Genomic DNA, 20,975 nt, shown 5'->3' with positions numbered 1-20,975 from the left:
GGGACTTTTACTGCATGAATCGACGCAAGCCGGCAGGCGACCAGTCTGTCTATCCCCATCCTGCAACCTCGAAACCGGCAAGCGCCGCGGGTCGGTTCGCGATCGCGCTCACCTGCGGCTCGATGCTCGCCGGTGTTCCCTATTCCGCGCTGGCGCAGGACGAAGGCGACGCACCGGCGCCCGCGACGCAACCTGCACCCGCACCGACCCCTGCTCCGGATCCCGCCGCGCAGAGCAACATCATCCGATCGATCAGCGTTGCCGGGGCCGAACGGCTCGAGCCGACCACGATCCTCAGTTACATCCGGCTGCGCGTCGGCCAGGAATATACCTCGGTCGCGGCCGACGAGGCGCTGAAGGATCTTGGCGCGACCGAGCTGTTTTCGAACTTCTCGATCCGCAACGATGCCGGCAACGTCGTCATTACCGTAACTGAAAACCCGGTGATCAACCGCATCGTGCTCGAAGGCAACAAGCGGCTCGACAGCGAAAAGATCGTGCCCGAGATCAAGCTCGCGCCGCGCCAGATCTTCACGCGTTCGAAAGTTCGCGCCGACGTCGCGCGCATCATCGAGCTGTACAAGCGCCAGGGTCGCTTCGCCGCCAGCGTCGAGCCCAAGATGGTGCAGCTGCCGCAGAACCGCGTCGACGTGGTGTTCGAAATCAGCGAAGGGCCCAAGTCCAAGGTTCGCCAGATCAACATCATCGGCAACGAACAGTTTTCCGATGGCGAGCTGCGCGGCGAGATGGTCACGAAGCAGGCGCGCTTCTACCGCTTCTTCAGCTCCAACACGAGCTACGACCCCGACCGGCTGGCATTCGATCAGCAGAAGCTGCGGCAATTCTACCTGACCGAAGGCTATGCCGATTTCCGCGTGGTTTCGGCCGTGGCGGAGCTTACCCCCGATCAGCAGGACTTCATCATCACTTACGTGGTCGAGGAAGGCGAGCGCTACAAGTTCGGGAACGTGACGGTCGACAGCCAGCTGCGCGATTTCGACAGCAACGCGATGAGCGAGCGGCTGCCGATGGGAACCGGCGACTGGTACGACGCCAAGGCGGTCGAGGATACGGTCGAGCAGCTTTCCGAGCTGGCCGGTCGGTTCGGCTACGCCTTTGCCGATGTCCAGCCGCGCTTCACCCGCAACAAAGACAACCTGACGATGGACATCACGTTCATTCTGCGCGAGGCGCCGCGCGTCTATGTCGAGCGGGTGGATGTCAACGGCAACACGCTGACGCAGGACAAGGTGATCCGCCGCGAGTTTCGCCTGTCGGAAGGCGATGCGTTCAACTCGCTCGGGGTGCAGCGCACCACCGCGCGGATCAATTCGCTGGGTTATTTCCAGGAGAATTTCGAGGTCAACCAGGTCGAAGGCAGCGCGCCCGACCGGATCGTTCTTGAAGCCAATGTCGAAGAGCAGCCGACCGGCGAGCTGCAGTTTTCGGCCGGCTTCTCGTCGATCGAGCGGTTCATCCTCGCGGGCAGCATCCGCCAGCGCAACTTCCGCGGCCGCGGGCAGACGATCGGGCTCAGCCTTAACTATTCGCAATTCTCGCGTTCGGCGCAGGTGAGCTTCACCGAGCCTTACGTTTTCGACCGCAACATCTCGACCGGCATCGATATCTATCGGCGCGACATCAGCAGTTTCAACTTCCGGAATCGTGATCGCAACACGACCTTCGAACAGGCGACCACCGGGTTCGGCATCCGTGTCGGTGTGCCGCTGACCGAGTTCATGTCGCTGGTCGGCAGCTACACGCTCAACTACGACGATGTCAGCCTCGACCAGAACATCTTCTTCTCCGATCTCGACGGAGACGGGACCCGCGAATGCGACCCGCTGCTTGCGGGCCGGTTCCTGTGCGATGCGCTGGGCGAACGTCTCAGCTCGATCGTCGGGCTCAGCCTCAACTACAACTCGCTCAACTCGCGCTTGCGCCCGACGCGCGGACGCACCGTCACCCTCAGCACCGAATTCGCCGGTCTGGGCGGCGATGTCCGCTATCTGCGGTTCCGCGGTCGCGGCCAGCAATTCTGGAACGTCGCGAACAGCGGCTTCATCTTCTCGCTGCTGGCCGAAGGCGGCACGATCATCCCGCTGCAGGATCGCGGCGGACCGCAGGTGGAAGATATCCTCCTCACCGACCGGTTCTTCCTCGGCGAGCCGCAGTTCCGCGGTTTCGACATTCGTGGTGTGGGGCCGCGCATCCTGACCCAGCCCTATATCGACAGCGCCGATGGTCCGGTGCCCGTGACCGAACGGCGATCGGTGCGCGACGACGCGCTCGGCGGCCGTAATTACTACCTCGCCCGCGCCGAACTCGAAGTGCCGCTCGGCACCGGTGCGCGCGAGCTTGGCCTGCGCCCGTCGGTGTGGGTCGATGTCGGTGCGCTCTGGGGTGTGACCCAACCGGTGCTGCAGGACAATCCCTTCGGCATCCAGCAGACCGATGCCGACGGCAACCTGATCTTTATCGAAAACGGCACCGACGCCGATGGAAATGCCATCCAGTTCGCAACGATCAATCCGATCGCGGCGGACGGGGTGACCGACAACGTACCAAGCATTCGCCCCAACAGCCGCATTCGCGAGGTCTTCCTCGGCAATTCGCCGTCCCCGCGTATCACTGCCGGTATCGGGGTAAACTGGAACTCGCCATTCGGGCCGTTCCGCATCGATTTCGCCCAGACGATCCGCAAGGTCGAGGGCGATGACGACAAAACATTCACGTTCAACGTAGGAACACAGTTCTGATGAAACTTCTTGCCAAATCGCTCGCCGCTGCGAGCCTCGCCGCGTGTGCCGTTTCGGCGGCTCCCGCCATCGCCCAGGTCCAGGGCCGGATCGCCACGGTCGATGTGACCCGCGCGATCATCGGCACCAGCGCGCTGCAGACCGCTTACAACCAGGTCTCGACCACCTATTCGGCACAGATCGAAACCCGCCGGGCCAAGAACGAGCAGCGCCAGACGCTGCTGCAGGGGTTCGACACCAACAACGACAACGAAGTGAACGACGCCGAACTGCAGGCAGCTCAGAGCAGCCCGCAATTCGCGCAGCTGCAGACGCTCGAACAGGAAATCGCGCAGCTCAGCAACCAGATCGATTCCGCCCGCGTCTACGCGATCGAGCAGATTTTCGCGCAGTATCCCACCTCGGTGCAGGAAGTCGTCACCCAGCAGCAGATCCAGATGGTCTTCACCCCGGGTTCGGTGCTTTATGCTCCCCCGGCCGCGGACATCACGCAGCAGGTGACGACCTCGCTCAACACCAAGGTTCCTTCGGTGCAGATCGTCCCGCCGGCGGGCTGGCAGCCTTCGCGCCAAGGCGTGCAGCTGTTCCAGGACATCCAGCAGACGCTGGTAGCCGCACAGGTGCTGCAGCAGCGCCAGCAGGCCGCGCAGCAGGGCAACCAGCAGTCCCCGAAGGCCGCTAGGGCCGGAACACGGACGCGCGGGGGCAGGGCATGAGCGAGAAGGCGACACCATCGGAGCCGATCGTGGATTACGATATCCACAAGGTGCTCAAGGCCCTGCCGCATCGTTACCCGTTGCTGCTGGTCGACCGGGTGAAGGCGCTGCACCTCGGTGAGCGCATCCACGCGGTGAAAGCGGTCACCATCAACGAGGAGTTCTTCCAGGGGCATTTCCCCGGCGCTCCGATCATGCCGGGTGTGCTTCAGATCGAAGCGCTCGCGCAGGCGGCGGCGATCCTCGGGATCGAGACGCTGGAGCTCGCGGGCACCGGCAAGCTGGTGATCTTCATGGGGATCGACGGCGCGAAGTTTCGCAGCCCCGTGACACCCGGTTGCCTGCTCGATCTGGAGGTCGAATTCCTCCAGCAACGCCGCACGATCTACAAGTTCAAGGGCAAGGCGAGCGTCGAGGGCAAGACCACCTGCGAGACCGAATTCACGGCGATGATCGCCGATCCGCCTTCTTAATCTCTCCCCTCCCTTGAGGGAGGGGCAGTGAGACTTGGCGACGCGCAGCGTTGCCTAGTCGCAGCGGGGTGGGATTGCCACATCCGTTGTACACCCACCCGACCCCTCCCTCAAGGGAGGGGAGAAACACTTGCAATTTGGTTCGTGAGCGGTATGAGCGCCGCTTCTCCGAAAACATAGCACCACCGGTCGGTACCGGTGGACGCTCGAAGGAAATACGTATGAAAGCCGAAGGGCATCCCGAATATCACATGATCACGGTCAAGATGACCGATGGCACCGAGTTTCAGACGCGCTCCACCTGGGGCAGCGAGGGCGACACCATGTCGCTCGATATCGACCCGACCAGCCACCCCGCATGGACCGGCGGCAACCGCCAGGTGCAGGAAGGCGGTCGTGTGGCGGCGTTCAACAAGCGCTTCGGCGGGCTTTCGCTCAAGAAGTAAGCGACACGACGAGCTTCGCAGCCCCAATTCGTTGGTGCGCTGCCAGGAAAAGGCGGTCCTACCGGGCCGCCTTTTTCTTTTTTGGCCTAGGCCGCGCTGGCACAATCGATGCAGCGGGTCGCAATCGGGCGCGCTTCGAGCCGCTTGCGGGCAATATCCTTGCCGCATTTGGCGCAGGTGCCGTAGGTCCCGTTCTCGATCCGCGTGAGCGCATACCTGATCTGCTGGATCTCGGCACGCAGCACTTCGTCCACGCCCTCCAGTGCCTCGTCGTCGGCAAGGTCGACCGCCTGCTCGCTGGAATCCGCATCGAGCGGATGCCGCAGGTCGTCTTCGATCACCTCGGCGCGCTCGAGCAGATCGTCGAGCCGCGTCCGCAGCTGCTGCGCCATGTCCTTGTAGTCGCTCATTCCCATCCCCACGGTCGTTCCCGATACCACTTGGTTATCACATATTTCAGCCCCTTGCGCACTTTCATGCCGTGATGGAGCGTGGCCGGGTTGACGCTGCCATCGGGGCGCTTGTTGTTCCAGCACAGCAATTTGCCGGTTTCGGGCTGGAAGGTTTTGCCCACCACCTTGAACCGTGTAGCGCCGCCGGCCTCCACGTCATTGAGATAGATCATAAACGTCCATGTGCGCTGGCCCGCGACCGAACAGAACTTTTCGAAGTCCGGCCCGCCCGGCGTGAAGTAATCGGTGTGCGGCTTGAATTCCTGCCCGATATCGTAGCGCTGGCCCTGCAACGGTTCGCCGTGCGCCGGATCTATGCCGTTCAAGCCACGCAGCATCGCCTCGAGCTGTTGCACCGCCGGTTCTTCGGGCGCGAGATCGCAGGTTTCGCTGGTGCGGAAATAGGCATCGCCGTTGTCGTCGGCGATGGTCGACGGGCGACGATCCTGGTCGATCAGCCGGATCAGCTCGCGGCACAGCGCCTCGTCGACGAAGTTGCGGATCTGGAACAGCTCGATCCTGGGGCTGGGCACGCGCTGAATGCCAGCATGCGAAAGCAGCGTCGCGGCAGAAGAATCGCCTGGGGCCGGCATGGGTTCGACGATAGTGTGGCAGGCGCGCCGCGCAAGCCGCCCGCTTCCCGCGAAACAATCTTGCGCATATCCGCCCGAAACGCAGTTTTTGCTTTTCTTGCCACGGGCTTTGTGCAACAGGCTCGCGCCGCTTGAAGGTCCCCTTGACCGGGGCCAGATCAGGCGTAAACCGCCCTCCTTGCGCGGACGTGGCACCATTGCGATGGCGTTGGGACGGGGCATGTGGCGATCGTAGCTCAGTTGGTTAGAGCGCCGGTTTGTGGTACCGGAGGTCGGGGGTTCGAGACCCCTCGATCGCCCCATATTTCCCAGTTTGCCGGATCGATCTTCGGTCGTCGCCGCGATCTATTGTGAGGCGTTTGGCGTATGACCGCTTTCTGGACCGAGCCTGATTTCGACGAGCACGAAATGGTGCAATTCGTGCATCATCGCGAAAGTGGACTCACGGCCATTATCGCGGTGCATTCGTCGCATCTCGGCCCCGGCGCCGGGGGAACCCGGTTCTGGCACTATCCCGATCCCAAGGATGGTCTGCGCGATGCGCTGCGCCTGTCACGCGGAATGAGCTACAAGAACGCAATGGCCGGGCTGCCGATGGGCGGAGGCAAGGCAGTAATCCTCGCCGACAAGGCGAAGACCAAGACACCGGCCATGCTCGCCGCGTTCGGCGATGCGGTCGAGGCTCTGGGTGGCCGCTATGTCACCGCCGAAGATGTCGGGATCAGCGAGGCGGACATGGTTGCCGTGTCGAAGCACACCGCGCATGTTTCGGGCTTGCCGGTTTCGGGTGAAGATGCGGCCGGCGGCGATCCGGGCCCGTTCACCGCAATGGGCATCTATCACGGCATAAGGGCGGCGGTTCGCCACAAACTCGGCAAGGACAGCGTTACCGGCGTGCATGTTGCGGTGCAGGGTACGGGCAGCGTCGGCGGCGGTGTCGCGAAACTGCTGGCGAAGGACGGGGCGAAACTGACCCTGGCCGACATGCACGAGGAGCGCGCAGCGTCGCTGGCGCGCGAACTGGGTGCCGATTGCGTGGGCGCCGATGCCATCATGACCGTTGCCTGCGACGTGTTCAGTCCGAACGCGCTCGGCGCGATCCTCGACGATGACGGTATCGCGCGGCTCGACTGCGCGATCGTTGCGGGTGGCGCGAACAACCAGCTCGCCCGCCCCGAACACGGCCAGGCGCTGTTCGAACGCGATATCCTGTTTGCGCCCGATTACGTCATCAATGCGGGCGGGATCATCTCGGTCGCGACCGAATACCTGGCGCGCCGCGACGGGACACCGGGGGATATCAACGAAGTGCGCAAGCGGATCGCGCTGATCCCCGAACGGCTCGAGCAGATCTGGCAGGAAAGCGATGCCGGCAAAACCTCTCCCGATGTCGTCGCCGACCGGATGGCGCAAAAGATGATCGGACGCAGCTGAGCGCCCGATTTCGCGAAATGCAGCATTCCTTGCATGCTTTGCGCCCTTGCCGGGGGCGGCTGGGACACTAATACACTCCGCAAGGCCGATAACGCATGCACATCTACGCCAACCCCAAACGCTTCATGGCGCTCGCGCAGTGGCTGATGCCGCTGTGCCTGTGGAGCGGGCTGCTGCTGACTGGCGGCGCGATGGCGTGGGGCCTGACGGTGATCCCGCCCGATCGCCTGATGGGCGACAGCGTGCGGATCATGTTCATCCATGTGCCCAGCGCCTGGCTCGGCATGGGTGGCTGGAGCGGTCTGGCGATCGCCAGCGGCGCCTTGCTGATCTGGAAGCACCCGCTGGCGGGAATCGCCGCGCGCGCGATGGCGGTGCCGGGGATGGCATTTACCGCGATCTGCCTCGCCACCGGGTCGATCTGGGGCCGCCCGACGTGGGGCACGTGGTGGGAATGGGACGGACGGCTGGTCAGCATGCTGGTGCTGCTGTTCCTGTATGCCGGATACCTGGCGCTGTCGCAGGCGACCGAACGCGAGGGCGGATCGCCCAGGATCGCCGCGATTTTCGGTCTGGTCGGCGCGATCAACATTCCGATCATCAATCGCAGTGTGGTGTGGTGGAATTCGCTTCATCAACCGCCCAGCATCACCGCGGGCAAGAGCGCGATCGACCCTGTGTTCCTGTGGCCGCTGCTGGTCGCGGTGCTCGGCTTCTCGCTGCTGTTCGCGGCGATCGTGCTGATGCGGATGCGCGCGCTGATCGCCGAAGCGCAGGTCGAAGCGCGTCTGCGCCGCCGCGCGCTGGACGATGACGTGCCCGCCAGCGCAGCGATGGGGAACGCATGATGCGCGAGGCGCTCGACCATTGGGATTTCGTGATCGCGGCCTACGCGATCGGGCTGGGCGGTCTGGCTCTGCTGCTGGCCTGGAGCTGGCGATCGATGCGTCGCGCGGAACGCCGCCGCGATACGGTGAAAAGCCAAAGGTCCGGACAGTGAAGGCCAAGCATCAGAGGCTGGGGCTGGTTGTGCTCGCACTGGTGGCGATCGTTGCTGCCGGTCTGATCGCGGCGTGGGCGCTGCGCAACCAGGCCAACTATTTCTACCTGCCCGAACAGATTGCGGTCGATCCGCCGGCGGTGGGGCAGGCGGTACGGCTCGGCGGCATGGTTCGGCCTGGCTCGCTCGAAACGCAGGCCGATGGCGTAACGGTCGCCTTTGTCGTGACCGGGAACGAGGCCAGCGCCGTACCGGTCCGCTACAGCGGCATCCTGCCCGACCTGTTTGTCGAAGGATCGGGCGTCGTTGCCGAGGGCAGTCTGCAGGCCGACGGAACCTTCCTCGCGACCAACCTGCTGGCCAAGCATGACGAGAACTACGTGCCGAGGGAGCTCGAAGGGCTCGAAGGGCACAACGCTGCCGAGGCCGCGGCCGAAACCACTGTCGGGCTCGATTAGGGGCGGCATTCGGGATGATCGCGGAAATCGGCCTCGCCGCCCTATGGCTCGCTGCGGCGCTGGCGGCGCTGCAGATGCTGTCCGGCGCAGCCGCCTTGCACGCGGGCGAGGGTAACGCCTCGCCGCTGGCGATCTACGCCAGACCCGCTGCCGTGGTGCAGGCCGTGCTTGCAGTTCTGGCGTTTGCGATGCTGCTGTGGGCCTTTGCGATCACCGACCTTTCGATCAAGCTGGTCGCGACCAATTCGCATTCGATGAAGCCGCTGCTCTACAAGCTCACCGGAACCTGGGGGAACCACGAAGGATCGATGTTGCTGTGGGTTGCGGTGCTCGCGCTGTCGGGCGGGCTGCTGGCAGCAGCGGAGCGGCGCCTGTCCGAACGCACGATGCAGGCGACGCTGGCGGTGCAGGGCTTCGTCGCGCTCGGCTTCTATGCATTTCTGCTGCTCAGCTCGAATCCGTTCGAGCGGTTGCCGGTGCCCGCCGCCGAAGGGGTGGGACTCAATCCGCTGTTGCAGGACATCGGCCTCGCGCTGCATCCGCCGACGCTCTACATCGGCTATGTCGGGCTGTCTGTGGCGTTCAGCCTCGCCATGGGGGCGCTTGTGACCCGCCAGGTCACGCCCGAATTCGCCCGCGTGATGCGCCCGTGGGTGCTGGGGGCGTGGGTGTTCCTGACGCTCGGCATCACGGCGGGTAGCTACTGGGCGTATTACGAGCTCGGCTGGGGCGGCTGGTGGTTCTGGGATCCGGTCGAGAACGCTTCGCTGATGCCATGGCTCGCGGCAACCGCGCTGCTGCATTCGGTCAGCGTGCTGGCCGCGCGCGATGCGCTTCGCACCTGGACGATCATGCTCGGAGTGCTCGCGTTCTCGATGAGCATGCTCGGCACGTTTCTGGTGCGGTCGGGCGTCTTGACCAGCGTCCATGCCTTCGCGGTCGATCCCGAACGCGGCACCTTCATCCTCGTCCTGCTGGGTCTCTACATCGGGGGCGCGCTGACGATCTTCGCCGTTCGCGCCAGTTCGATTGCCGAGGGCAAGCGCTTCGCCGCGACCAGCCGCGAAGGCGCGCTGGTGTTCAACAACGTGATGCTGACCGCGATCCTCGCGATCGTGCTGCTCGGCACGCTGTACCCGCTGCTGACCGAAGCATTCGACGTGCGCGTGTCGGTCGGACCGCCGTATTTCAATCCGGTGAGCGCGATCTTTGCGATCCCGATGTTCGTGATCATGTCGGTCGGCCCGCTGCTGCGGTGGAAATCGGATTCGCCTTTCCGCATCAGGCAGGAACTCGCGATCCTCGGCGCGATCTTCGTCGCGATCGTTGTGATGGTGGCGGTTCTCGGCAATTACGGATTGCTGCCGATGCTGGGTCTCGCGCTCGCCGCAGTGCTCGCTGTCGCCGCTTTCCTGCCGCTGCGGGGGCGAAAGGTGACGCGCATACCTGTTGCGGTGTGGGGCATGGTGTTCGCGCATTTCGGGATTGCGGTGTCGCTGTTCGGCATGGCGAGCGAAAGCGCATTTTCGCAGGAGCGGCTTGCCGCGGTGGCACCGGGCGAGGCGACCAGTGTCGGGAATTGGACCATCGCGCTCGAAGGCGTCGAGCCGGTTGCCGGGCCCAATTGGACCGCGATGGAAGCACGGATTGCGGCGAGGCGCGGCGATGGCGCGGCGGTGATGCTCAATCCGCAGGCGCGCAGCTTCTGGACGCCGGTGCAGGCGACCAGCGAGGCGGCGCTGCTGACCCGGTGGGACGGCCAGCTTTACGCGGTGATCGGCGATCGGGCAGGCGAGGGGCGCTGGCAGCTGCGAATTTGGTGGAAGCCGTTCGTGACCTTCATTTGGTATGGCGGGCTGCTGATCGGACTGGGGGGAATCCTCGCGATCGTCGGCCGGATTCAGACCGATTTTCGCCGTCGCCGTGTCAGGAAGCTCGGCGATGCGCGCCGCGCGGACCTCGAACGGCTGGCCTCGGCCCGGCAACCGGAGACTGCGTGATGCGCCTGGCCTATGCAATTCCGCTTGCGGTGTTTCTCTTCATTCTCGGCCTCGGGGTTACATGCTGACCCAGCCGAAGGATGATCAAGTGCCCTCGGCGATGATCTCCAAGCCGCTCCCCGAATTCGATCTGCCGCCCGCGACAGAGGGTGTGCCGGGCGCCGCGCGCGCCGATTTCGTCGGCGGCGAGCCCAGGCTGCTCAACGTCTGGGCCAGCTGGTGCCTGCCGTGCATCGCCGAAGCGCCGCAGCTCGAAGCGTTAAAGGAACAGGGCGTCGAAATCATCGGCATTGCGATCCGCGACAAGCCGGAAGATGTCGCAGCGTTTCTCGAGCGCCACGGCAATCCGTATTCGCGGATCGGCGCGGATGAGATTTCCTCGCTGATGATAGAAATCGGCGCGTCGGGGGTGCCCGAAACCTACGTGATCGACGGTGCCGGCAACATCCGTTACCAGCACATCGGCGACATTCGCGAACGCGATGTGGCGATGCTGTTGGGCAAGCTGGAGGAAGCGCGATGACGCGCTTCCTCGCCGCCATTGCGTTGTTGTGCGCCGCGCTCCCGCTGGCGGCGCAGGACGACCTGCCGCCCGCTCCCTATGCTTACACCCAGCTCGAAGACCCGGCGCAGGAAGCGCGCGCGCTCGAGCTGATGGAGACACTCCGCTGCCTGACCTGCCAGTCGCAGAGCATCGCCGACAGCGATGCTCCGATGGCAGGAGACATGCGGCATCAGGTGCGCAGCCGGATCGCGGCGGGCGAAAGCCCGGAGGCAATCCGTACGTGGCTGGTTGAGCGCTACGGCGATTACGTCAGCTACTCCCCGGAAGTAAGCGCGACCACCTGGCCGCTGTTCGCGATCCCGGCCTTGCTGCTGCTGGTTGCGCTGACGGTATTGTTGCGCCGGCTCGGAAAGCGCCGCAGCGAAGGCGAGGGCGTATGACCGGCTGGCTGATCGTTGGCGTACTTGCGCTGGCGGCACTCGCGCTCGCCGTGATCGTCCTGCGATTGCCGCGCGAAGGGTGGAGCCTGTTTGCCGCAGCACTGGTGTTCGGCCTGGCGGGATATGCCTGGCAGGGATCGCCGGGCCAGCCCGGAAGCCCGAAACCGGAGCAGGCACGCGCCCAGCAATCGGGCGAGGAAATGGTCATGGCGCGGCGGCAGCTGTTCGACGAGACTGTGCCCAAACCCAATTATCTCGTGACATCGGATGCCTTTGCACGGCGCGGTCAGTTCGGCGATGCGGCGGGCTTGCTGAGGAAGGGACTGACCGACAATCCCCGCCATCTCGAAGGCTGGCTCGCGCTCGGCATCGCGTTGGTCGGCCATGCCGATGGCACCGTCACTCCCGCTGCGCGATTTGCCTACGAACGGGCGATCGCGATCGATCCCGCCAATCCGTCGCCCGAATTCTTTCTCGGCTTTGCCTATTTGCGTAGCGGCGAAGTGCGCGAGGCGCGGGCGACCTGGGCCGCACTGCTGGAGAAATCGCCCGAGGATGCACCGTGGCGCGCCGATCTCGAACGCCGGGTTGCCGGGCTCGACCAGATGATTGCCAATGCCCCGATGCTGCAGCGCTAGTGGCGGGTTCGCCGGATACCGTGCACAGCGTCATATTGCAGCCGCGAAACTGCGGTGCTAGGGGCCGCGACCTTGCGGCTGTTCGCAAGCAGGGGGTCGACGAGCCAGCCCGAACAACGGGCACTCGTAGAAGGGCAGTACCGGATGAACGGGAAATCCGCATAAATGAGCGATAAAGCAGCAGCGCCGGCGCATCGGCCTCCCACCGGGGGCCATAGTCACAGTGCGTCCAAAACTGCGCTGGCGGTCGGCGCAATCGGTATCGTCTTCGGCGATATCGGAACCAGCCCGCTCTACGCGTTTCGCGAGACCTTTTCGGGTGCGGCGAACATCGCGATCGACCGGATGCATGTGCTCGGCGTCGTCAGCCTGATCTTCTGGTCGATGCTGCTCGTCGTGGCGATCCAGTACGTGACCATCCTGATGCGCGCCGACAACAAAGGGCAGGGCGGCAGCCTTGCTCTCGTCGCGCTGCTCTCACGCCACATCGGCAAATCGAGCTACGGCTGGCTGGTGGTGCTGCTCGGCGTGTTCGCCACCTCGCTGTTCTACGGCGACAGCATGATTACGCCCGCGATTTCGGTGCTCTCCGCAGTCGAGGGGCTGACCGTGGTGGACGAAGGCCTGCAACCCTTCGTCATCCCGATCGCGCTCGGTCTGCTCGTCTGCCTGTTCATGCTGCAGGCGCGCGGCACGGCCAAGGTCGGCGCGTTGTTTGCGCCGGTCATGATCGTCTATTTCACGGTGATCGCCGGGCTGGGCGGTTGGCAGATCATCCAGAACCCGGACATCCTGTGGGCCCTCAATCCCTATTACGCGGTGATGTTCTTCGTCACCGACGGAGTCGTGGCATTCCTCGCGCTGGGTGCCGTCGTTCTCGCCGTAACCGGGTCGGAAGCGCTCTATTCCGACATGGGGCATTTCGGGCGCGGGCCGATGCGCCTCAGCTGGTTCGGTTTCGTGATGCCGTGCCTGCTGCTCAACTATTTCGGGCAGGGCGCGATGATCGCCGGGCTGCCGCCCGAACAGGCCGCCGAGGTCGTGCGCAACCCGTTCTTCCTGCTCGCCAGCGAGGAATGGCGCCTGCCGCTTGTAGGCCTCGCCACCGTCGCCACCTTCATCGCCAGCCAGGCTGTGATTTCGGGCGCGTTCTCGATCACACACCAGGCCGTGCAGATGGGCTTCATGCCGCGCCTCAACATCCTCCACACTTCGGAAACCGAAGGCGGCCAGATTTACATTCCGGTGGTCAACTGGGCGCTGATGATCGCGGTCATCATTCTCGTGGTGACCTTCCAGAATTCCTCCAACCTCGCCAGCGCCTATGGCATCGCGGTGACGGGCGCGGTGACGATCGACACGCTGCTGATGGCGGTGCTGCTGGTGAGCGTGTGGAAGTGGAAGTGGTGGTACGCCGCGCCGGTCGTGCTGCTGTTCCTGATCGTCGACGGAGCCTATTTCGCCGCGAACCTCACCAAGGTCCCGCAGGGCGGCTGGTTCCCGCTGGTCGTGGGCCTGATCGCGTTCACCTTGCTCACCACCTGGGCGCGCGGGCGCAAGCTGATGCGCGAACGGATGAGCGAGGTCGCGCTTCCGATGGAAATCTTCGCCAAGTCGGCCAAGAATTCCGCCCTGCGCGTGCCCGGGACCGCGATCTTCATGGCGTCGAGCACGGCCGGCGTGCCGTCCGCGTTGCTGCACAATATCAAGCATAACAAGGTGCTGCATGAGCGCGTCGTGATCCTGACGATTGAGATTGCCGACGAGCCCTATGTCGACCCGGACAAGAGGTGCGAATACACCGACATGGGCGACGGGTTCTACCGCGCGATCCTGCATTACGGCTTCATGGAAGAGACCGACGTGCCCAAGGGGTTGAAAAAGATGCAGGCGTGTGGCGGCGAGTTCGAGATGATGCACACCAGCTTCTTCCTCTCGCGCCAGACCCTGCTCGCGAGCGACAAGCCCGGCATGGCGATCTGGCGCGAGAAAATCTTCGCATGGATGCTGAGGAACAGCGCCAGCGCGATGGACTTCTTCAAGCTGCCGACCAACCGTGTGGTGGAGCTGGGGAGCCAGGTGGAGATTTAGGGGGCTGCCCGTGAGTTTCGCAAAGCATCACCCTCGCTTTCACAAGCTGTTGAGCTATCTCTCGCGAGTGCCGTCGGTGCAGGTCAATACGACCGAATTCGCGGGCTTTGGGACGGGTGACTCGGAACAAGGCTGGTACATCAAATTTTCCCTCGATATTCGCCATCCGCTGGCGTGGCACGCGGTGCAAGAGATGGGACACGTGCTCAACTACCTGTCAGTGGATGACAGGCTTCCGACGATCTTCATGCCGGTTTCGCCGCCGCCTTATCTGAACGGTGGACCTGCTTATTTCCTGTCCTGGGTGATTGAATGCTCCGACCACCAAACGACACCGGGCGCGATTGCCGACTGGCTCGAAGGGCGATTGCCGCAGCCTGTCGAGGATCAGGATCAGTGGGCGACGGACGATTAGGCGCGGTCAGGTTGGAGCAAAGTTGACACACCTGACACGGTGTCAGGCACGGATTTCGCCGATTTCAGTCTATGTCTCAGGTGCTTGAGCCGAGAAAGCGAAGTTGACACTTCTCCAACTCGAAACGCGTTTCGCAGATGCGATTGTCAAAGAGCCGCGCGGAGTATGACGCGGTTTTGCCGTGTAGGAAAATGCTTGCTTGGTCCGGCTCATATGGGAATGGATCAATCGAAGCGAGCACGGTTCGTGTGGCTAGATTGGAGGACAATGTGACGGAAACCCGCCCGGTGATGACAGATGCTAGATTTGAAGAAGCCGCCAGCTTTGCCCACGATGGGTGGTGGCTAACGGGTGAGGATTCGTTTCTTTATGTTCCAGAAGTGATGGGTGTCGAGGGATGGAATTTTTACGGGAGTCCGGGAAATCTGTCGCTCACCGACGCCCAGCGCACGCTGATGCTCTGGTCAGATATCGTGGGCCAAGTGAGCAATGGCGGCTTTACACAGCTGATCGACAATTACCCGAACGAGCATCAGATGATGGCTGATGTTGTCGAGCAATTCCATTGGGATGAGCTGGACAAGTATTTTGTTGCCGCGATGCTTGAACAGGCCGAAAGCGTTTCCGATCCTAGTCGCTCCGAGCCCGTACCCCTTTCCCAAGACCCCGAAAAATGGGCGGCGAGCCGCGAAAGGCTGATCGAACATCTCGTCCGCAGTCGTGATCCGGCCACCAAGGATACCGAGCCCAAAACGACCGCGTCGAATGAGCATACCCTACGTTACGTTGAAAGGCAGATGCGCCAGGCTGACGAGATCAAGCAGTCGGGCTTCCTGGGATTGTTCAAAATGAAACCGCTTCAGTTAAGCCTGCGCGAATGGGTGCACGAACTGCACGACGAAGACGATTTACAGCGCATGTATGTGAACTCGGTTGCCATCGACGGATTTGAGTCCGGAGGGGAACGGTACTTCGATTTTGAAGGTCCGGAAACGGCTGCTGCGGAAGCGTTCGAGGAGTGGTTCTATACGGATGAGTGCAAGCAGCAATCCAAGGTCCACGTCCACGAATTCATCGTGCGAAACCGCGACGAGCTCTGTCGTCCCGCCTAGTCATCCGGTCGGCGGCTCTTCCTTCAGCACGTCTTCTTCCTCGCCGACATCCAGCCCGTGCTTCATCAGCATCGGGATCTGCGTGAAGGTGAACAGGAAGGTCAGCGGCAGGAACACCCAGAACTTGGCCCACAGCCAGCCTTCGAAGGTGAGATAGGCGCGCAGCCCTTCGTTGAGCGCGGCGAGGACGAGGAAGAAGAAGCCCCAGTTGCGCGACAGCTTGAGCCAGCCCTCGTCGGTCAGGCCCTCGAACGCAGCTTCGAGCAGGATCTTGAGCAGCGGCCTGCCCTTACGCCAGCCGACCAGCAATGCGACACCGAACACCGAATAGATGATGGTCGGCTTCAACTGCACGAACACCGGGTCGCCGAAAAAGATCGTTAGCGCGCCGAAGCCGACGATCAGCGCGGTCGAAAACCACAGCATCGGCGATACCTTGCCGAGCCGCCATTTGGAAATCAGCAGCGCCGTCACCGCCGCGACCATGAACGCGCCGGTGCCGTAGATGATCGCCATCAGCTCGCCCGCCGGATTGGGATCGTCGGGTGCGTTCCAGCGATAGACTGCGAGGAACACCAGCAGCGGCCCGTAATCGACCGCGACGTTAAGCCAGGAGGAGCCGGCTTTCTTGGTTTCGGAAGTGCTCATCTATCTCTCAATTTCGTCATTGCGAGCGGCGAAGCCGCGCGGCAATCCAACTCCTGCGCTATCCATCGGATGTAAGGTCGATGGATTGCTTCGTCGACTGCGTCTCCTCGCAATGTCGAAGGCTAAGCAACACCGGCGATAACTCTGGCAACAAGATCCGGATCGAACGGGCGCAAATCTTCCATCTTTTCGCCGACGCCGATGGCGTGGATCGGCAGGCCGTATTGCTCGGCCGCCGCGACCAGCACGCCGCCGCGCGCGGTGCCATCGAGCTTGGTCATGATCAGCCCGGTGACGCCCGCGACTTCCTTGAACACGTCGATTTGCGACAGCGCGTTCTGGCCGTTGGTGGCATCGAGCACCAGCACCACGTCGTGCGGGGCCTCGGGATTGAGGCGACCAAGAACGCGGCGGATTTTCTCCAGCTCATCCATCAGCTCGCGCTTGTTCTGCAGCCGCCCGGCGGTGTCGACGATCAGTGCGTCGATCCCGGTGTCGGTGGCCTGCTTGACCGCGTCGAAGACGATCGAGGCCGGGTCGCCGCCTTCCGGGCCGCGCACCAGGTCCACACCGGCGCGCTCGGCCCAGGTGGCGAGCTGTGCGATGGCCGCGGCGCGGAACGTGTCGCCTGCCGCCAGCAGCACGCCGTAATCGTCCTCGGTAAAGAGGTGCGCGAGCTTGGCGATGGTGGTGGTCTTGCCGCTGCCGTTGACCCCGATCACGAGGATCACCTGCGGGCGGGGGAAGGCGGTAATTTCGAGCGGCTTGGCCACCGGGCGGAGGATTTCGGCGATTTCTTCGGCCACCGCTTCCTTCAGTTCCTGCTCGGTGATCTGCAGGCCAAAGCGCTTCTCCGCCAGCTTGGCGCGGATGCGCGCAGCGGCGGCGGGGCCGAGATCGGAGACGATCAGCGCGTCCTCGACATCGTCGAGCGTCGCATCGTCGAGCTTGGCGGTGCTGACGATGCCGGAGAGGTTCGACGAGAGCCGGTCGGACGTCTTGCTGAATCCCCCGAAAAGGCGCTGGCTCCAGCTTTTCTCGTTCACTTGAGCAGGCCTTCCTCGATGGACAGTTCGATGACTTCGCCCGGCTGGGTGCCTTCGGGCAGCGCGACGCGGGCGTAATGCGGCGTGTAGCCGCTGCCATCGCGTTCGGCGAGGATGCGGTGCGTTTCGCCCACAAGGCTGGCGAGCCACCTGATGCGCACTTCGGCGACGGCGGCGCGTAATTCCGCGGCGCGGGCCTTGATAAGCGCGCGGTCGAGCTGCGGCATGCGCGCGGCGGGTGTGCTTGGGCGAGGCGAAAACGGGAAAATGTGGCCGTGGACGATATCTAGCTCGCGGATGATCGAGAGATTGTCGGCGTGATGCGTGGCGCTCTCGGTCGGAAAGCCCGCCATCAGGTCCGCGCCTACGGCGATTTCGGGGCGGCGGGCCTTGAGGCGCTGCACCAGGTCGATCGCATCGGCGCGACTGTGGCGGCGCTTCATGCGCTTGAGGATCAGGTCCGCGCCATGCTGGAGCGAGAGGTGGAGGTGCGGCATCACGCGCTCTTCGCTCGCGATTAGTTCGAGCAGCGCCTCGTCGATCTCGATTCCGTCTAGCGACGAGAGGCGCAGCCGGGCGAGGGCGGGGAACGCATCGAGGATCGCGGCGACCAGCGCACCGAGCGGCGGCATCTCGGGCAGATCGTGACCCCATGACGTCAAGTCGACCCCGGTCAGCACCACTTCCTTCGCGCCGTGATCGAGATGCTGATCGACCTCGCGTAGCACCTCGGCAACCGGCAGCGAACGGCTGACTCCGCGCCCCTGCGGGATCACGCAGAAGGTGCAGGCGTGGTCGCAGCCGTTCTGGACCGCGATGAAGGCGCGGGTCTTGGTCGGGGCGAGGGGTGCCGAGGCCGCCGGGATATTCCACGCGCGCGGATCGAGCTTGCGTTCGTTGGCGATCAGCCCGTCGACTTCGGGCATCGCGCCGAGCTCGTCGCGCTCGATATCGGCGGCGCAGCCGGTGACCAGCAGCCGCGCATCGGGCCGCGCGCGGCGGGCCTTGCGGATCGCCTGCCGGGTCTGGCGCACCGCTTCGCTGGTGACCGCGCAGGAATTGACCACCACCACATCGCCCGCCTCGGCGAGCATCGCGCGCATCCGCTCGCTTTCCGCGATATTGAGGCGGCAGCCCAATGAGATGACTTCCGCGAGTTTTGAGGGAGCGCTCACGCGAACTCGTCCCATTCGAATGTGCCGCGAAAGGCTTCAGTCGCTGGGCCGGTCATCTGGATGCGGTTGTCGGTGTCCCATTCGATCACGAGGTCACCGCCGGGCAGGGTGACCGTGGCCGTGCGCCCGACCAGTCCGCGCTTCATCGCCGCCATAGCGGTGGCGCAGGCGCCGGTTCCGCAGGCGCGGGTGAGCCCTGCGCCACGCTCCCACACGCGCAGCTTGAGGTGATCCTCGCCGACCACGCTCGCGACATTGACGTTCACACGCTCGGGGAACACCGGATCGTGCTCGATCTGCGGGCCGAGCGTGGCAAGATCGACCGCATCGGCATCGTCCACGAAAAAGATCGCGTGGGGATTGCCGACATTGACCGCCATCGGGTTGCCGAGTTCCTCCCACGCGAGCGGCATCGCCGCGGTGTCCATCGCGTAGGCGAGCGGGATCGCCTCCCAGTCGAACCGGGGCGTGCCCATATCGACCGTTGCACCGCCGTCAGCGGGCGACAATGCGATCTGGCCGCCGGCGGTCTCGACCCGAGCGGGCTCGCCATGCAGCAGCGCCACCGCGCGCGCGGCGTTGCCGCACGCTTCGACTTCGCCGCCATCCGCGTTGAAGATCCTCATGCGGAAATCGCAGCTTTCGCTCGGTTCGAGCAGGATCAGCTGGTCGCAGCCGATCCCTTGTCGCCGATCCGCAATCGCCTTCGCGATCGACCCCGAAATCCGGGGCAGTTCCTGCGTGCGGGCATCCAGCACGACGAAGTCGTTGCCCAGGCCGTGCATCTTGGTGAAGGGAATGCGCATCGCGCTGCGCATCTATGCACGCCGTCCGCCCGCGTCCAGCCCCGGCGTTCCCGGCGACGCTGCGTTACTGGCTGGCGTGCAGCCGCGTCATCGCCGCAATCTCTGCCTCGAAATCGGTTTCCGACGCCTTGGGCGCGACTGGCTGTTCGGCGAGCTTGCCTTCTGCGCGCAGCCGTTCGCGGACCTGCTCGGCAGTTTCGGGACGTCCGTAGAGGTAGCCCTGGCCCTTCAGCTTGCCCATGGTCTTGAGCGTCTCGAGGATGTGCTCGTCCTCGATCCCTTCGGCAGTGATCGGCATGTTGAGCCCGCGACCGAGCGATATGATCGCATCGACGATCTTGGTCCGCCCGTCGGGATCGCCCAGTTCGCTGACAAAGCTGCGGTCGATCTTGAGCCTGTCGAACGGCAGGGTCCGCAGCTGTTCGAGGCTCGAATAGCCCGTGCCGAAATCGTCGAGGCTGATCTGCACGCCCTGATTGCGCAGGCTGGTGATCATCGATCGCACCATGCCGATATTGGAGTGCAGGCAGCTTTCGGTGATCTCGACCTCGAGCCGGCGTGGCGGCAGGCCGTGCTTGACCAGCAGCTTGAGCAGCTTCTGGGCGAACCACGGATCGCGCAGCTGGACCGGGGAAATGTTGATCGAAAGGGTCAGCGTTTCGTCCCACTCGGTTGCGTCGACGAACGCGCGCGCCATAAGCTGGTCCGACAACTCGCCGATCAGGCCCATTTCCTCTGCGATCGGGATGAAGATTTCGGGGCTGACCACGCCCAGTTGCGGTGAATGCCAGCGCGCCAGCATCTCGAACCCGACCAGTTCCCCGCTCTCGAGATCGATCTGCTGTTCGTAATAGGGCACGAATTCGCGCTCAGCGAGCCCGCGGCGGATGCCCGATTCCAGCTCGTTGCGGAACCGCAGTTCGTTCTCCATCGTGGGTTCGAACCAGAAGAAGCGATTCTTGCCCTGCTTCTTGGCGTGATACATCGCGATGTCGGCGCGGTGCATCAACGCAATAGAATCCGCCACGAGCGGATTGAAACCGTGCTCGTCGTGGTCTGTAGCGATCCCGATCGACATCGTTGCGTCGATGGTAATCCCGTCGAGTTCGAATTGCCCGGTAACGCGCTCGTAGAGCCGGATCACAAGATCGTCGACCCGCTCCGGGGCCTTCGCATCGTACGGAACGACGAACGCGAATTCGTCACCGCCGAGCCGGGCCAGCTTGCCTTGACCGGGCAGCTGGGAGCAAATGCGTTCGGCCAGTGTCGTCAACACTGCATCGCCGACTCTGTGGCCGTGCATATCATTGATCTGTTTGAAATTATCGAGATCGATCATCACGAACGCGATCGCCTGACCCTTTGCGTTCGCGTCTTCGCGCAGCTTCTGCGTGGCTTCGGCCATGCTGCGGCGATTGAGGCAGCCGGTCAGCGGGTCGATTTCAGCGAGTTCGCGCGCCTGAGCCTCGGCGTTGCGACGTTCGCTTATCTCGAACGTCAGCTGGCGATAGCGGCGCCATCCGAAGATAATCAGCGCGATGTTGAGCAACAGAGCGTTGACCAGCAGGTTGTCCGGGCCGTCGCCATCACCAAGCATCGCCCGCACGACCTGGGGCAGTACCGAGCTGCCGGTAGCGACGAACAGGATGATCGCCCCGGTCGCGATGCCGAGGGCTATGAGATCGCGCTCGGCGGTGCCGAAGCGGTTGGTCGAATTCTGGTTAGCCACTTTGATCGAAAAGCACCGAGAACGGCTTGCCCCCCTGAA

Annotated in this window: 22 protein-coding genes and 1 tRNA gene; 16 read left to right on the top strand and 7 right to left on the bottom strand. The window is 63.7% G+C overall.

The annotated features are described in order from the left end of the window. Positions 1-14: 14 nt before the first annotated feature. The 4 genes from bamA to rpmE all read left to right on the top strand — a co-directional run bounded on the left by bamA (position 15) and on the right by rpmE (position 4,394). On the top strand, positions 15-2,759 hold the full coding sequence (gene bamA / locus KDC96_RS07255) for an outer membrane protein assembly factor BamA (protein WP_212451888.1): 2,745 nt from the start codon (positions 15-17) through the stop codon (positions 2,757-2,759). Further along, positions 2,759-3,475, top strand: a complete 717-nt coding sequence (locus KDC96_RS07250) for an OmpH family outer membrane protein (RefSeq protein WP_212451886.1) — start codon at positions 2,759-2,761, stop codon at positions 3,473-3,475. The genes bamA and KDC96_RS07250 overlap by 1 nt, the downstream gene beginning before the upstream one ends. Next, positions 3,472-3,948, top strand: a complete 477-nt coding sequence (gene fabZ, locus KDC96_RS07245; protein ID WP_212451884.1) for a 3-hydroxyacyl-ACP dehydratase FabZ — start codon at positions 3,472-3,474, stop codon at positions 3,946-3,948. Before KDC96_RS07250 ends, fabZ begins: the two co-directional genes overlap by 4 nt. A 221-nt stretch (positions 3,949-4,169) precedes the next feature. Then, complete coding sequence (gene rpmE, locus KDC96_RS07240; protein WP_212451882.1) at positions 4,170-4,394, top strand: 50S ribosomal protein L31; 225 nt, start codon at positions 4,170-4,172, stop codon at positions 4,392-4,394. Positions 4,395-4,480: 86 nt separating this feature from the next. Here rpmE and KDC96_RS07235 read toward each other — a convergent pair whose 3' ends face one another. Next, a complete protein-coding gene (locus KDC96_RS07235; protein WP_212451880.1) occupies positions 4,481-4,804 on the bottom strand; it encodes a TraR/DksA family transcriptional regulator in 324 nt (107 codons plus the stop codon). Continuing rightward, positions 4,801-5,439: a 2OG-Fe(II) oxygenase gene (locus KDC96_RS07230; protein WP_212451878.1), complete on the bottom strand. Its 639-nt coding sequence runs from the start codon at positions 5,437-5,439 to the stop codon at positions 4,801-4,803. Before KDC96_RS07230 ends, KDC96_RS07235 begins: the two co-directional genes overlap by 4 nt. A gap of 225 nt (positions 5,440-5,664) precedes the next feature. Here KDC96_RS07230 and KDC96_RS07225 point away from each other — a divergent pair. The 12 genes from KDC96_RS07225 to KDC96_RS07170 all read left to right on the top strand — a co-directional run bounded on the left by KDC96_RS07225 (position 5,665) and on the right by KDC96_RS07170 (position 15,532). Beyond that, positions 5,665-5,741: transfer RNA gene (locus KDC96_RS07225), tRNA-His, on the top strand. Between the two features lie 64 nt (positions 5,742-5,805). Then, on the top strand, positions 5,806-6,873 hold the full coding sequence (locus KDC96_RS07220) for a Glu/Leu/Phe/Val dehydrogenase (protein WP_212451876.1): 1,068 nt from the start codon (positions 5,806-5,808) through the stop codon (positions 6,871-6,873). A 95-nt stretch (positions 6,874-6,968) separates the two neighbouring features. Then, positions 6,969-7,721: a heme ABC transporter permease CcmC gene (gene ccmC / locus KDC96_RS07215; protein ID WP_212451874.1), complete on the top strand. Its 753-nt coding sequence runs from the start codon at positions 6,969-6,971 to the stop codon at positions 7,719-7,721. Continuing rightward, complete coding sequence (gene ccmD, locus KDC96_RS07210) at positions 7,718-7,873, top strand: heme exporter protein CcmD (protein WP_371815540.1); 156 nt, start codon at positions 7,718-7,720, stop codon at positions 7,871-7,873. The genes ccmC and ccmD overlap by 4 nt, the downstream gene beginning before the upstream one ends. Next, entirely contained in the window at positions 7,870-8,331 is a 462-nt protein-coding gene (gene ccmE, locus KDC96_RS07205; protein ID WP_212451872.1) for a cytochrome c maturation protein CcmE, read from the top strand. Before ccmD ends, ccmE begins: the two co-directional genes overlap by 4 nt. A 14-nt stretch (positions 8,332-8,345) precedes the next feature. Further along, entirely contained in the window at positions 8,346-10,331 is a 1,986-nt protein-coding gene (locus KDC96_RS07200; RefSeq protein ID WP_212451869.1) for a heme lyase CcmF/NrfE family subunit, read from the top strand. An 88-nt stretch (positions 10,332-10,419) separates the two neighbouring features. After that, the gene (locus tag KDC96_RS07195) at positions 10,420-10,854 is read left to right on the top strand and encodes a DsbE family thiol:disulfide interchange protein (protein WP_371815539.1); all 435 of its coding nucleotides are present in this window, start codon (positions 10,420-10,422) and stop codon (positions 10,852-10,854) included. Continuing rightward, positions 10,851-11,276: a cytochrome c-type biogenesis protein gene (locus KDC96_RS07190; RefSeq protein WP_212451867.1), complete on the top strand. Its 426-nt coding sequence runs from the start codon at positions 10,851-10,853 to the stop codon at positions 11,274-11,276. Before KDC96_RS07195 ends, KDC96_RS07190 begins: the two co-directional genes overlap by 4 nt. Further along, complete coding sequence (locus KDC96_RS07185; RefSeq protein WP_212451865.1) at positions 11,273-11,914, top strand: tetratricopeptide repeat protein; 642 nt, start codon at positions 11,273-11,275, stop codon at positions 11,912-11,914. Before KDC96_RS07190 ends, KDC96_RS07185 begins: the two co-directional genes overlap by 4 nt. A gap of 165 nt (positions 11,915-12,079) precedes the next feature. Continuing rightward, positions 12,080-14,005 (top strand): potassium transporter Kup, encoded by a 1,926-nt coding sequence (locus KDC96_RS07180; protein WP_212451863.1) that lies wholly within the window; start codon positions 12,080-12,082, stop codon positions 14,003-14,005. A gap of 10 nt (positions 14,006-14,015) precedes the next feature. Further along, positions 14,016-14,420 carry a hypothetical protein gene (locus KDC96_RS07175; RefSeq protein ID WP_212451861.1) on the top strand — a complete coding sequence of 135 codons (405 nt, stop codon included), beginning with the start codon at positions 14,016-14,018 and terminating at the stop codon, positions 14,418-14,420. Positions 14,421-14,689: 269 nt separating this feature from the next. After that, positions 14,690-15,532: a hypothetical protein gene (locus KDC96_RS07170; RefSeq protein ID WP_212451859.1), complete on the top strand. Its 843-nt coding sequence runs from the start codon at positions 14,690-14,692 to the stop codon at positions 15,530-15,532. On the opposite strand, the gene KDC96_RS07165 is transcribed toward KDC96_RS07170, so the two are convergent. The 5 genes from KDC96_RS07165 to KDC96_RS07145 form a co-directional block, all read right to left on the bottom strand. Continuing rightward, entirely contained in the window at positions 15,533-16,180 is a 648-nt protein-coding gene (locus KDC96_RS07165) for an inner membrane-spanning protein YciB (protein ID WP_212451857.1), read from the bottom strand. Between the two features lie 122 nt (positions 16,181-16,302). Beyond that, positions 16,303-17,226: a signal recognition particle-docking protein FtsY gene (gene ftsY, locus KDC96_RS07160; protein WP_212451855.1), complete on the bottom strand. Its 924-nt coding sequence runs from the start codon at positions 17,224-17,226 to the stop codon at positions 16,303-16,305. Further along, on the bottom strand, positions 17,223-18,416 hold the full coding sequence (locus KDC96_RS07155) for a MiaB/RimO family radical SAM methylthiotransferase (protein WP_212451853.1): 1,194 nt from the start codon (positions 18,414-18,416) through the stop codon (positions 17,223-17,225). The genes ftsY and KDC96_RS07155 overlap by 4 nt, the downstream gene beginning before the upstream one ends. Further along, positions 18,398-19,207 (bottom strand): diaminopimelate epimerase, encoded by an 810-nt coding sequence (gene dapF / locus KDC96_RS07150; protein ID WP_212452477.1) that lies wholly within the window; start codon positions 19,205-19,207, stop codon positions 18,398-18,400. The genes KDC96_RS07155 and dapF overlap by 19 nt, the downstream gene beginning before the upstream one ends. 64 nt (positions 19,208-19,271) lie before the next feature. After that, positions 19,272-20,936, bottom strand: coding sequence for a bifunctional diguanylate cyclase/phosphodiesterase (locus tag KDC96_RS07145; protein WP_212451851.1), 1,665 nt, complete (start codon positions 20,934-20,936; stop codon positions 19,272-19,274). Positions 20,937-20,975 lie beyond the last annotated feature (39 nt).

Source organism: Erythrobacter sp. JK5 (genome assembly GCF_018205975.1).
Classification (GTDB): Bacteria; Pseudomonadota; Alphaproteobacteria; order Sphingomonadales; family Sphingomonadaceae; genus Erythrobacter.
Note: the sequence above shows the minus strand (reverse complement) of the source record. Positions and strands in the feature narration are given on the sequence as shown.